A 12,523-nucleotide genomic window follows, 5' to 3' on the forward strand; every position below is an offset into this window, starting at 1 on the left:
TGTCGCCGCGCCCCTTTTTCGGCACACTTCCGCCCCCTTGCGTGCATGGCGACCGCTCCGCGCGCCGATCTTAAGCAGCAGTCGTCCGCCGCGGGCGTTTCCGGAAACTTGGATTTTCCTCGCGCATGAAGCCATCCTGGCGAGCCTTGGTCAGTCTGTTGCCAATCTGCATTGGCTGCGCGGGGCCCACCACTCATCTGGTCAACAAAGAGCTTGCCAATCCCACGGTGGTGCCGCTCACCGACGCCGATTATGTCTGGGAAGAAGTGGTCGACGTAGTCGACGATTACTTTCGTATCGCGTCGGAAAGTCGCGTCAAGCTGATTGGCAATACGCTCACCGAAGGCCGCATCGACACCTTTCCCGAGGTCGGCGCCACACTCTTCGAGCCCTGGCGACGCGACTCCGCCAATGCCTACGAGCGCTTGGAAAGCACGCTGCAATCGATTCGTCGACGAGCATTGATTCGGGTGATTCCCTCCCCCAGCGGCTACATGATCGACGTGGCCGTTTTCAAGGAACTCGAGGACCTGCCGCGTCCAGAGCGCGCCACAACTGGCGGATCGACCTTCCGCAACGAGCAGTCGCTCTCGCGGTTCAACGAGCCGGTTGGTCCACAGCCGCTCACGCTCGGTTGGATTCCGCAAGGCCGCGACATGGTGCTCGAGCAAAAAATCATCTGCAAGCTCAATGCCCGCTTCGGTGGCAATGTCGGCTTCCCGATGATTCCCTTCATGCAAGCGCCAACCAGCGCGGCCCCGCAACCAGAAGTCATTGCGCCCCCCGCCGCGGTCGAACCGCCCCGCCAACTCTTGCCCCCTCCCTCGATGTAGGCGATCTGCGCCGCGCATCAAATCCGTGTGCGGCGGCTCATACAGCGGGCAACTTCCACTGTTGCTTTACTTCGCGTTTCGCGGCGCCTACGGTAGAGCCAGCTAAGTTCCACTACTAACTTTGGAGCCGCGTCATGCGCAATATCGAATCGCCGCTAATCCATCGACGCGACTGGCTACAGGCCGCGACCTGGCTGGGCGCCGCCGCCCTGATTGGCAAGAGCCGTGCGGATGACCCTCGACCGCAAGTTGTCAATCCGCGCGCCACCTCTGGCGACCGTAAGCACGCGCCAGACTGGCAACAACGGTTGACGATCACGGTTGGCAACGACCAAGGCGATTTGCGCGGCGAAACGCAACAGGTAATCCAAGCCGCCGTCGATCATCTGAGCGGTTTTGGCGGCGGCACCGTGCGCTTGCTCGCCGGAACTTGGCGCATGCGAAACTCGGTCTATCTGCGCTCGAATATCCGTTTGGTTGGCGAGGGAGATAAGTCCATCCTTATCAAGGAACCATCGACCAGTACGCCGCTCGCGGCCGATTCCGATTGGTTCGACCAGGAGATTACGCTGGCTGACAGCGCCGGATTTGCGCTCGGCGACGGCGTCTGTTTGCAAACCAAGAATGCCGACACCGGCGCGGCAGTCGTCTTGAAACGAACGCTGGTCGCCAACAGCGGCAATCGCTTCCGGCTCGATCGGCCACTTCGCGAGAATCTCTGGCAGTTGGGCAAATCCACTTGCTCGACGCTCTTTCCCATCCTTTCTGGCGACGGCATAGAACAGGTCGCCATCGAGAACCTCACGCTCGATGGCAATCGCGCCGCCAACGATAACCTGAACGGCAATTACGGCGGCTGCGTCTTCTTGCAGGATTGCAACGACGTCGGCATCCGGCAAGTCACCGGGCGCAATTACAACGGCGACGGCTTCAGTTGGCAGATCTGCCACGATGTCGTCGTCGAGAACTGCCGCAGCCTCGACCATGCAGACCTTGGCCTGCATCCCGGCTCCGGTTCACAGCGCCCTCGGATTCGCGGCAATCAACTGGAACGAAACGGAATTGGCATTTTCTTTTGCTGGGGCGTCAAATTCGGATTGGCCGAAGCGAATCAAATCGTCGACAATCGAATCGGCGTGTCGATCGGACATCGCGACACGGATAACCTCATTCGCGACAATGTGATTCGTGGCAGCCTGGAAACGGGCGTGCTCTACCGCCCGGAACGCGGGCCCGGCTTCGCGCCCCACCGCAATCGTCTCGAAGCAAACCAGATAGTCGATAACGGCGGGCCAGGCGCGGCGGCCATCGATCTGCAAGGCGCCAGCCAAGGCAATTTGATCGCGCGCAATGTCATTCGCGAGACGCGTTCTCCCGCCATGCGCGTCGGCATCCGCATCAGCCAAGCGACCGAGGAACTGCAACTCGTCGACAATCACATCGATGGCTTTGCCACGGCGGTCGACGATCAGCGCAAGGGGTGACAAATCGACATGACAGTCGATCCAGCAAGAATTCAAGAACTTTCCAGTCGCACCGATTTGTTTCAACGCGTTTTCTCGCAGATGACGCCGGCGGAGTGCGTACGGGCGTTGGTCGCGGCGCAGTTGATCGACGCGCCAGTGGAGATTCCTGGCTATCTCACTGCCGAGAGCGCGCTGAGCTACCTGCACTGGAACAACGGTCGCGGCCGTTACTACCAAACATCGCCCGATTACAAGTACGAGGGAATGGTGTTTCGCGACCATCTCACGGCCGCCGAGGCGCGACAGCAACTGCGCGAGCGTTTTGACGCCTCGCCAGAGAAATTCTTGAGCGGCGCTGTTGCGGCCAATCGCGCGGAGAAACTGCTTCAATTACCAGGTTCGCAGGCGGTTACAAGCCCCGCCAAGACGCTGGTCTTTTGCTGGGACAAGAAGTGGCTGACAGCTTCGCTTAAGGCCGACCCCAAAATTGGCGAGCGGGACAATGTGATCGGCTGTTGTCATGCCTTCGAGGGACGCGATGATCTCGGCTCGTCGGTTGCCAGACTAGCCAGTGAGCTTGCGAAATGCCCACCCGGCCAGCGCGCCATCAACATGGGCACGTCGCAGCCGCTTTGGAAGATTCGCCGCAATCGTCGCTACTGCTTGTTCGATCAAGAGTTTCGTACCCCCAATCGCCAAGGACTGAGCGTCGATCATTGGTACGAGTCCGTGCGTGCTGAACAGTCTAAATGGCGGCGCTTTTGGTTGTTGCTGAAGAAGGCGGGTCGCGCCAGATTTGGCGAGGACAAAGCCGACACTATTTGCGATCGCTTTGTCTTCGACGCGGAGAACTTTCGCCAATTCTGGCGGTTTCGACCCGAATGGATAGCGCGCGACTACGGCTATGACAGCCGCGAAACACTTGACGACGTGTTCACCGACGATGATTGGCCGGCGTGGCGCGCTCGCATGCCCGAGGCGTCACCCTTGTCGCAGGACGTTTGGTCCACTTGGAAAGATTGGGATATCGATCGCGATCAACGCGTCTTCGTATTTGATGGCGCGATGCGCGCCTATCTCAGCAACCGCTACTACGCCCTCTTGGAAATCGCGCGACACTATTTCCCCAGGCTCGAAGCGTTCGAGTACGCCACGTGCCTCACGGCGCCAGGCACGCACCCATCGGATCGCGCCGCGTCGCTCGATATCAAGCCACTCGGCAACGGCAGTCATTTTGGCGGGTCTTGCGTCTCTTGTTACGGCACGTTCGACAACGCCCGTTGGTACTGGCCCACCTTCGATTTGCAGCGCTTCAAGGGCGGCACGGAACAGTTCCACTTTGCCGCGCTGCTCACTCAACTCACCCGCTTGGGCAATCTGATCAACGGCTCAAGCCTGCCTCGAAATGTGTACTTAAGTTACAACGAGCTATCGGGCAAGGGACTGATGCTCGGCATGGATGGCTACTGGGCAGAGCTGATTCTGCACGCCACGCTGCTCTGCGGCGATGGCGCGAACCTTGCCGGCGGTGGTATCCACTTCTATCAAACGGGCGACAGCGTTTCTGCCGCTAGCCATCGCCGCTTCATGGACTTGGTTGCCGAACGCGACAAAGTGGCCGGCACGAGTGGCGCAGTGGCTGTTCCACCGGCGCCAATCGAAAGCTACGATCAGATGTTTCTCACCAGCTCCGTGGTCATCGGTCGGCGAGCAGTTTCGCGAGTGACCAGCAACACTTGGGGCAAGCCACGACTGGAAAGCAATTCGGAGGGCGTGATCGTTTCCGATCGTGATGTCACGCTTCGCTTTCCACGCGGCGTTGTGCATCCGCTGAGTCAGAGCCAACAAGCGCCATTTGGTTGGTGGATTGAGCAGCCCTGGGAGGCGGCATGATCTCCCGCAACAAAACTGCCGCTGCACGATGTCGCATGGCGGCTCTATGCGGATTTCACAGCTTTTTCTCTGCGGTCGCCCTGCTTTTTGACCTTCGTCGCCTCCTGCATCAGTGCCACAAAGCGCTGCGCTTGGGGCGAAAGGAATTTTCCTTTGCGGATCACAAGTCCATAAGTTCGCTTTGGAAAATATCGCGTCAGGGGAATGCACGCCAATCGCTCTTCGCCAGAAAGACAAATGCTTGTCACGATCGAAACCCCCATGCCGAGCGAGACGTACTTCTTGATGACCTCCCAGCCACCGGCCTCCATCTTGACTTCGTATTTCAGGTTCTGCTGCCCGAAAGCGTAGTCCACCACTTTCCAAGTCGTCAAATGGATCGGCGGCAAGATCAAGGGATACGGCGACACGTCCTTGAGCGTCACGCGCTTGCGTTTGGCGAGCGGATGATCAAGCGGCACGATCAGCATGGGATCGTAAGAGAACATGGGTTGATATTCGATGTCGTCCCGCATCTCCAACATCGACCCGACTGCAAAGTCGACTTCGTCCGCGCGCACCATCGCCAATCCATCGCGCCCCGTGACGTTGTGCAATTTGAGTTCGATGCCAGGATAGATCTCGATGAATTGCTTCACGAACTCCGGCAACAGATAGAGCGTAGTCGACTCGCCCGCCGCGATGTCGAGTCGGCCGGTTTCAATTCCACCCCGACGCGCCGCGAAGGTCTCTTCCAGCGTGTCCATCTCCTCCACCAGCGGGGACGCAAGTTCGTAGAGCATGCGTCCGTCGGGCGTGAGCACGATCTTGGGCCCGCGCCGTTCAAAGAGCGTGGTCTTGAATTCGCGCTCCAGCGCCTGGATTTGCAGCGAAACGCTCGGCTGGCTCAAGAACAGCCGCTCGGCGGCCTTCGAGATGCTGCCAGCCTGCGCGGCGTAGCAAAAGCCGCGTAACTGCGAGAGGCGGTTCTGTTTGTAATACTGCGGATTGGAAGCGAGCGACATAGCGCGAACTTAAGTATAGGCGATCGCAATAGTCATCATATTATGCATCAGACTAATGCTCTGGATTGAAAAGATTATTGTATTCAATCCTTCCAGCCGTAGCTACAGTGTCGCCATCGGAAGGGCAAACAGCCGCCTTTCTCGGGCCATTCGCATTCTGGAGGGATCTTGCTGATGTCGATTCAAGAACCACCAACGGGGACTGCGGGCGTCGAATTGCTCGCTCCAGTCTCTCCGCAAGGCGCCCGCATTCTCATTCCAGAAGCGTTGCAGTTTGTTGCCGAACTGGAACGTCATGCGCGTGCCGTGCGGCAGTCGCTCTTGCGGCGCCGCCAGGAGGTCCAATCCAGAATCGATGCCGGCCAACTTCCCGACTTCCTGCCCGAAACAGCGGAGGTACGTGAGAGCGAGTGGCAAGTCGCTCCCGTGCCCGCGGATCTCCAGGATCGGCGTGTTGAGATCACTGGCCCAGTGGATCGGAAGATGGTCATCAACGCGCTCAACTCCGGCGCGACTATGTACATGGCCGACTTCGAAGACAGTCACTCGCCGACCTGGGAAGCAACGATTGAAGGCCAAATCAATCTTCGTGACGCAGTCGCTGGCACTATTGAGTTTTGCAGCCCCGAAGGCAAGCAATATAGCCTCAACGCGAAAACAGCAACTCTGCTGGTTCGCCCGCGTGGATGGCACCTGAATGAGAAGCACGTGCTGGTCGATGGCCAGCCGATTTCGGCGGGGATTTTCGATTTCGGACTTTTCTTCTTTCATAACGCCGAAGCGCTGGTCGCCAAGGGATCGGGTCCGTACTTCTACTTGCCCAAGCTCGAGAGCCACCTTGAGGCACGGCTATGGAACGACGTGTTTAAACGCGCCCAGATCGCGATCGGAATGCCGCAAGGCACGATCAAGGCCACCGTGCTGATCGAGACTATTCTGGCCGCGTTTGAGATGGACGAAATCTTGTTCGAACTACGTGAGCACGCGGCTGGCCTTAACTGTGGACGCTGGGATTACATCTTCAGCTTCATCAAGAAATTCCGTAATCGCTCCGACTTCATGTTGCCCGATCGCGCCGTCGTGACCATGACGACGCATTTTCTGCGGTCCTACTCGTTGCTATTAATCAAGACCTGCCACCGTCGCGGAGCGCATGCCATGGGAGGGATGGCCGCGCAGATCCCGATCAAGAACGACGTCCAGGCCAACGAACAAGCTATGGAGAAAGTTCGCGCCGACAAGCTTCGTGAGGTTCGTGATGGGCATGACGGTACTTGGGTTGCGCACCCAGGCTTGGTGCCGATCGCAATGGACATCTTCAATGAGCACATGCATTCGCCGAACCAACTTCATGTGCGGCACGAAGATCTGAAAATCACAGCTCGCGACCTCTTACTTGTGCCAGAAGGTCAGATCACCGAGTCGGGCGTGCGCACCAATGTCGCAGTGGGGCTGCGCTATCTCGAGTCCTGGCTGCGCGGCAATGGATGCGTTCCGATCTTCAACCTGATGGAAGACGCCGCCACTGCGGAGATTTCGAGGGCCCAGTTGTGGCAGTGGATTCGCCACGGTGGCGAAACCGCCGCCGGCAAGTCGGTTACGGTAGATATGGTCAAGGATGCGCTTGCCACAGAGCTTGAACAACTGCGCAAGAGCATGGGGGGCGCTTATGCGAACACCCAGTTTGACGCGGCGGCGGAACTGTTCTTGCAGGTCAGCACCGCCGATCAGTTTGTCGATTTTCTGACGCTGCCCGCATACGAGCAGCTCGCTTAACTCACCTCTACGCCGGAACAATCTCTTACTTTACCCACGCCAGCACGGAAAGGTCTCACATGTGTCATCCCAAGGTCAGCGAACTCAAGGAAAGCTGGAACGCTCAGCAGCGCTGGGAGGGAATTCGGCGTGATTACACCGCCGAAGACGTTGCTCGCCTGCGTGGTTCGATGCACGTTGAATGCACGCTCGCCCGTCGCGGCGCCGAGAAACTTTGGAAGCTGCTGAATTTTGACCCCTACATCAACGCCTTGGGCGCCCTCACCGGCAATCAAGCGGTGCAGATGGCTGAGGCAGGCCTCAAGTCGATCTATTTGAGCGGTTGGCAGGTCGCGGCTGACGCCAACAATGCAGGACAGATGTATCCCGATCAGAGCCTCTACCCCGCGGACAGCGTTCCGGCGGTTGTGCGGCGGATCAACAACGCGTTCCGACGCGCCGATCAGATTCAGCATATGGAAGGTCGAAACGAGGTCGACTACTTCTTGCCGATCGTGGCCGATGCGGAAGCCGGCTTCGGCGGCCCGTTGAACGCCTTTGAACTCATGAAGGGAATGATCGAGGCCGGCGCCGGCGGCGTGCATTTTGAAGATCAACTCGCCAGTGAGAAGAAGTGCGGGCACATGGGAGGCAAAGTGCTCGTCCCCACCTGCCAGTTCATTCGCACACTGACGGCCGCTCGACTTGCGGCCGATGTGATGAATGTTCCGACCGTGTTGGTCGCCCGCACTGACGCGAACAGCGCGCAACTCATCACGAGCGACGTTGATCAACGCGACCGTCGGTTCATCACTGGCGACCGCACACCAGAGGGTTTCTATCGCATTACCGGCGGACTGGATATCGCGATAGATCGTGGTCTGTCGTATGCGCCATACGCCGATCTGCTGTGGTGCGAAACCTCAGAGCCGAATATCGAAGAGGCGCGCCGATTCGCCGAGGCGATTCACGCTGAGTTCCCCGGCAAGCTGCTGGCCTACAACTGTTCGCCATCCTTCAACTGGAAGAAGAAGCTCGACGACGCCACAATCGCGCGATTCCAGCGCGAACTGGGCGCCATGGGCTACAAATTCCAGTTCATCACATTGGCCGGATTCCACGCGTTGAATTTGGCGATGTTCGAGTTGGCGCGCGGTTATCGTGAGTCAGGAATGACCGCGTATGCCACTCTGCAAGAACGAGAGTTTGAGCGTGAGAGCGCTGGTTACCGAGCCACCAAGCATCAACGCTTTGTGGGCACGGGATACTTCGATGAAGTCGCCCAGACGATCGCTGGCGGAATCTCGTCGACCACTGCGCTTTCTGGATCGACCGAAGAAGAACAATTTGAGGAAGAGCATCAGGCGGCCTAAAGCGGCTGACGCATTCCCTGATTCTTAAACAACGCAGGCGAGCCGACCGCTTCCCCAGCCAGGGCGTCGGCTCGCTGCGTTGTTTTTTTATCGCATGGTAAAGAAACGCATCGTCGACAAATCGGGCAGCGGCGTTTTATACCACTGTCGCCAACTTTCTCAGCATGGCCAGCAGGCGCATTCTGAGCAGGCATTGCGCTACGATGACAGGCTGGTAAGCAGGCTGTAGGTCATGGCCCGAAACACAGGCTCCACGGCAATGTAGTCACGGTCCTCGGCTTGATAGAAAATGACCAACGTTGATTGGTCAAGCTCCGCGCACCGAACACCGGCGGTACTCGTCAAGTCGAGATAACAGAAGTTAATTTCGAATCCGGTAAGTTCGTGTCCCGCAACGCAATCAGTGGTCGGCTCCGCCTCAAGATCGTTGTACTCTTCTCGCATGGCGGCCAGCGCGGTGCTCGCTGCGCGACCAGAATCGGCGTCACGCGGACGAACGGCGACTGACCAGAAGGCCCCCGTCGGGCTGTATACCGATACGGAGTGATTGCCAGCGAGCGCCTCTGCTTCGTCTAGCGTCCAGTTGTCTGGATATTGAAATCGCAGGCCGAGTCGATCGTAAAGCTTTGGCATGCCAGGAGTTCTTAAACTGTGCGGAAAATTTCTCTGGTTGCATCGTAGCGTGCTGGCATTGCTCCACCAACGGGTTCGATCGGGATTGCCGGCTAGCTATCAATTTTGTAGTCTCCGCCACCTCGCAATCTATCGAAACTATTTGGCATTGCGAATTCATGGCTTGTCAACCAATTCGCCGCCGCGGGGCAGCATGGCGCTTTCTAGTTGGCGTGACTGTTTTATTGCCGGCTGTGATCAACCTCAACGGCTGCAAGCTGGTTGACGGCGTGGGCGCCACATCGAAGTCGGTAGTTGAGTCGCGACAGCTCTGCCAACAAGGCGTTAGCTCCATGGAACGCGAGAAGTGGAGCGAAGCAGAGCAGCAATTAGCCCGATCGGTGGAACGCTGTGGCTCCGACCCTGAGGCCCGCCGAAACTATGCGAGAGCGCTTTGGCACAACGGTTCGCGAGAACTCGCCATTGAGCAGCTTGAAGAGGCAAATCGGCTGTCGCCCGGCGATGCCTCCTTACATTGCCAGATGGCAATGTACCGGATTGAGCAAGGGGATTTGCAGGCCGCGCAGCGATCAGTCGAGACCGCGCTGGAACTGGAACCAGGACGGAGCGACGCGTGGATCGCGCAAGCTCGAGTTCATCAACGTTCTGGAGCGGCGACACAGGCGCTGGCCGCCTATCATCGCGCGCTTTCCACCGATCCGGGCAACGCGGAGATTCTGCTTTCGATCGCCGAACTCTACCGTCAGCAGAACCAACCGCAGCGTGCGTTGGCCACTCTGCAAACCGTGCGCGAATCTTACTCGCCGGGCGACGAACCTCCTCACCTTTTTTTCCTACTGGGATTGGCGTCCAGCGCGCTGGGGAGATCGGATCAGGCCGCAATAGAGTTTGAACTGGCTAGGCAACGTGGCGACCATTCGCCCGAGCTGTTATACGAATTGGCCAAAGCACAAATGCAAGCTGGGCACTTCATTGAAGCCAACTCTACCGTCTCCGAGTTAGTGGCCCAGAATCCGGGCCACCCATGGGGAATTGAGCTCTCCAACCAATTGCGGACCGCGCGGACGCCTGGCGGCATACCCAGATAATTCCGCATCTTCGGTAAAGTTTGCCAAATTCGCAAAGTTGTTGAGGCGCGATCTCCGACGATATATCTGTCGGGATTTGCGTGTCAAATGGCCCCGAACAGCCGCGCGGCGTATGTCTCGCAATAGCAAGAAGCGGTTTTGCCTCGCCAATTCTTATCTATTTTTCAGGCATTTCTCATTTCTTCGCACTAACTTTGAATATCGAAAACCGTTGCTGACCTAATACGGAGCCGGCGAACTAATGTCGCAAACCTTGCTGCACCCGATGGAATCGCTCTTTGTCGATCGCCGTGGCGCCCACTCGTCGCACGAAGGGCGCGAGCGTCGCCAATTCGTCGATGGCCATACGGAACTGTCCGGCCCCGCCCGGGAATTGGCGATTGCCGTCGACGGCTACAAATTGCAACACCGCCGTCGCTTCATTTCGCACGAAGAATTGCTGACGGTGATTCAAGCGCTCGGCTATCACAAATAGTCATTCCCACGCCCATTGGCGGTGGCAGCGCTACTATTCTTGCGCGCTGGTGGTTCGTCCCGCCGCGACGTCAAACTCGTAGATCGCCGGTATCAACATGGCGGCGGTCGCGAAGCTGTACATCGCGGTGATTACGATGAAGACATTCAGCGTCTGGCCGAGCAAGAAACTTGTGATCGCATAGAAGGTCACAAACGGGCACAAGAGCGATGCAGCCAGTAGCGCCGTGGAAGGATTGCGCACACCCAGCGCAAAAAACAGCCCAACGCCGCCACCGAACATGAAAAGCACGAACGGCGCCAACTGCACTTCGAACGAACCACTAAACGCCACCATGACGCGCATACAAGCGGCGATACCGATGAAGAGGAAGAACACGGCGCCGAGACTGACCGCGATTGCAGTGGGCGAGTGACCATACGTCATGCCCGCATGCACGCCTAGCATCGCTGCAAACGCGATCAAGGACAATTGGCCAACAGTTAGATAGGCCAGATTCTCAAGGGTAACGCCACCGATGGCCCACAGCGCCACACAGAGAGCAATTGGCGCGACGATCATTTCTTTGGTGTTGTAAAGCACCCCGCCCAGCTTGCCGAAGATGAATTCCTTGGGCGTGAGATCGGTCACCAGCAACAGGTCCAGCGCACGGCCATCCCGTTCGGTCGTGATACTCGTGACGGCTTGCGCGTTAATCAGCAATAAGCTGAGCACAAAGAGCGGAATCAAAGCGGTGGCCACAGCAATACGAGTCAGCGACATCTCGCTCGATTGCAGATTGAAGATGGCGCCAGCCGCCAGTACAAACAGCAAGAGGTATGCAATCCGCACGAGCATTGTTCTTTGGCCATAGGCCCAGGTGCGCATTTCTCGCCAGATGATCGGATTGGTCCACACTTCGCGCTCGGAACGCAGTGAACGACCCACTGGACCAACTTCACGGTCTCCGATTGGGCGGCTGCTCGCATCCAACCTCTGCGATGGATTCCAAACCCGAAAGCGAATGATGCCCCATGTGGTGAAAGCCGCTGCGAGCGACAGGGAAACAGGCAAAAACCACAAGGCGTTGTGCATCGCTCGCTCGCCGCCGAGCGGGATGGGGTCGGTGGGAAGAGTCGCCGCAAGTATTGCGCGCCAAGGACTAAATGCGATGGCCCATTGATGCGCGGCGACCCCCCAATTGCCGTTTCCGAGCAAGCCGCTTGCCATCAGTTCCCAAAAGACCAGCCAAAGCACCATTAAGGTGGTGGTCATGGCCAAAGTTTGAAACGACTTGTCGCGCCACAGCGCGAGCATCGCCCCCAAGCTGCCGGCGAGCAGAGTTGCGCTGATTGTTACCGCAATTGCGCGGAACAGTTGTTCTCCCGCAACGCCGCCAAATAGCAGCGCAAAGACAAACAACGGCAATGCGGCGACGAGCAACGTCCACACAAGCAGCAAGCTTCCGAATAGCTTTCCCAATACGAATTGGGCGCTCGACAAATTGGTGAGCAACAACAAGTCCAATGTGCGGCGATCTTTCTCAGCAGCAATTGAACCGGCTGCCAGCAGGGCGGAAGCGAACAACGCCAATGCCAACTGCACAGGAGCCAGCACTTGGAACAACATCGCGCCGAATCGCGAGAAGTCGCCGACATTACGAATCACTTGCGTGCCGGCCAGCACCTGCCAGGCGGCCAACATGAGCGTGAACAATGCGACCGGATACGCCGCGCGATAAATAAAATGCCGTGCCCGACGCGGTAGTGTGACAACGGCGCGATTGAAGACTGGGCTGATCAAATCCGAACTTCGCTCTGCAACTAGGCGCACCATGGCCTTGGTCGCTCATTATACTGGCGGGCCACCAAATTCGCGAGGTTCGTTTTTGGACATTACGCCCGCAGTTGCAGCACACAGCGCGCCGGACGAAGATGTTCACACGGCATGCCCAATTGGCACTTGGAATGTAAGACTCGAATCGCAACGGGCCCTCGCTAGCCGATAATCCATTGGCAATACAG

Annotated in this window: 10 protein-coding genes; 7 read left to right on the forward strand and 3 right to left on the reverse strand. The window is 58.0% G+C overall.

Translation table 11 applies throughout. The features are described 5' to 3' along the window. Positions 1-125: 125 nt before the first annotated feature. From K1X71_00045 to K1X71_00055, 3 genes are all read left to right on the forward strand, one after another. Positions 126-833: a hypothetical protein gene (locus tag K1X71_00045; GenBank protein MBX7071505.1), complete on the forward strand. Its 708-nt coding sequence runs from the start codon at positions 126-128 to the stop codon at positions 831-833. Positions 834-967: 134 nt separating this feature from the next. Continuing rightward, positions 968-2,317: a right-handed parallel beta-helix repeat-containing protein gene (locus tag K1X71_00050; GenBank protein MBX7071506.1), complete on the forward strand. Its 1,350-nt coding sequence runs from the start codon at positions 968-970 to the stop codon at positions 2,315-2,317. Between the two features lie 9 nt (positions 2,318-2,326). Beyond that, positions 2,327-4,192, forward strand: coding sequence for a hypothetical protein (locus K1X71_00055; protein ID MBX7071507.1), 1,866 nt, complete (start codon positions 2,327-2,329; stop codon positions 4,190-4,192). A gap of 44 nt (positions 4,193-4,236) precedes the next feature. Here K1X71_00055 and K1X71_00060 read toward each other — a convergent pair whose 3' ends face one another. Further along, on the reverse strand, positions 4,237-5,196 hold the full coding sequence (locus tag K1X71_00060; GenBank protein MBX7071508.1) for a LysR family transcriptional regulator: 960 nt from the start codon (positions 5,194-5,196) through the stop codon (positions 4,237-4,239). 174 nt (positions 5,197-5,370) lie between these two features. Between K1X71_00060 and aceB the strand changes: the two genes are divergently transcribed. Both aceB and aceA read left to right on the forward strand, forming a co-directional pair. Beyond that, positions 5,371-6,972, forward strand: coding sequence for a malate synthase A (aceB, locus tag K1X71_00065; protein MBX7071509.1), 1,602 nt, complete (start codon positions 5,371-5,373; stop codon positions 6,970-6,972). A 59-nt stretch (positions 6,973-7,031) separates the two neighbouring features. Continuing rightward, positions 7,032-8,324, forward strand: a complete 1,293-nt coding sequence (gene aceA / locus K1X71_00070) for an isocitrate lyase (protein MBX7071510.1) — start codon at positions 7,032-7,034, stop codon at positions 8,322-8,324. 198 nt (positions 8,325-8,522) lie between these two features. Here aceA and K1X71_00075 read toward each other — a convergent pair whose 3' ends face one another. Next, a complete protein-coding gene (locus tag K1X71_00075; protein MBX7071511.1) occupies positions 8,523-8,957 on the reverse strand; it encodes a hypothetical protein in 435 nt (144 codons plus the stop codon). Here K1X71_00075 and K1X71_00080 point away from each other — a divergent pair. Beyond that, on the forward strand, positions 8,951-10,045 hold the full coding sequence (locus K1X71_00080; protein ID MBX7071512.1) for a tetratricopeptide repeat protein: 1,095 nt from the start codon (positions 8,951-8,953) through the stop codon (positions 10,043-10,045). The genes K1X71_00075 and K1X71_00080 overlap by 7 nt on opposite strands. A gap of 253 nt (positions 10,046-10,298) precedes the next feature. Next, a complete protein-coding gene (locus K1X71_00085; protein MBX7071513.1) occupies positions 10,299-10,520 on the forward strand; it encodes a hypothetical protein in 222 nt (73 codons plus the stop codon). Between the two features lie 33 nt (positions 10,521-10,553). Here K1X71_00085 and K1X71_00090 read toward each other — a convergent pair whose 3' ends face one another. Continuing rightward, positions 10,554-12,335, reverse strand: a complete 1,782-nt coding sequence (locus K1X71_00090; protein MBX7071514.1) for an ABC transporter permease subunit — start codon at positions 12,333-12,335, stop codon at positions 10,554-10,556. Positions 12,336-12,523: the final 188 nt, after the last annotated feature.

It is taken from the genome of Pirellulales bacterium (genome assembly GCA_019694455.1).
Lineage (GTDB): Bacteria > Planctomycetota > Planctomycetia > Pirellulales > JAEUIK01 > JAIBBY01.

Bases quoted from the DNA above. Each gene is read 5' to 3' on its own strand.
- K1X71_00045 (MBX7071505.1), top strand. From the start codon at position 126: ATGAAGCCATCCTGGCGAGCCTTGGTCAGTCTGTTGCCAATCTGCATT.
- K1X71_00050 (MBX7071506.1), top strand. From the start codon at position 968: ATGCGCAATATCGAATCGCCGCTAATCCATCGACGCGACTGGCTACAG.
- K1X71_00055 (MBX7071507.1), top strand. From the start codon at position 2,327: ATGACAGTCGATCCAGCAAGAATTCAAGAACTTTCCAGTCGCACCGAT.
- K1X71_00060 (MBX7071508.1), bottom strand. From the start codon at position 5,196: ATGTCGCTCGCTTCCAATCCGCAGTATTACAAACAGAACCGCCTCTCG.
- aceB (MBX7071509.1), top strand. From the start codon at position 5,371: ATGTCGATTCAAGAACCACCAACGGGGACTGCGGGCGTCGAATTGCTC.
- aceA (MBX7071510.1), top strand. From the start codon at position 7,032: ATGTGTCATCCCAAGGTCAGCGAACTCAAGGAAAGCTGGAACGCTCAG.
- K1X71_00075 (MBX7071511.1), bottom strand. From the start codon at position 8,957: ATGCCAAAGCTTTACGATCGACTCGGCCTGCGATTTCAATATCCAGAC.
- K1X71_00090 (MBX7071514.1), bottom strand. From the start codon at position 12,335: ATGGTGCGCCTAGTTGCAGAGCGAAGTTCGGATTTGATCAGCCCAGTC.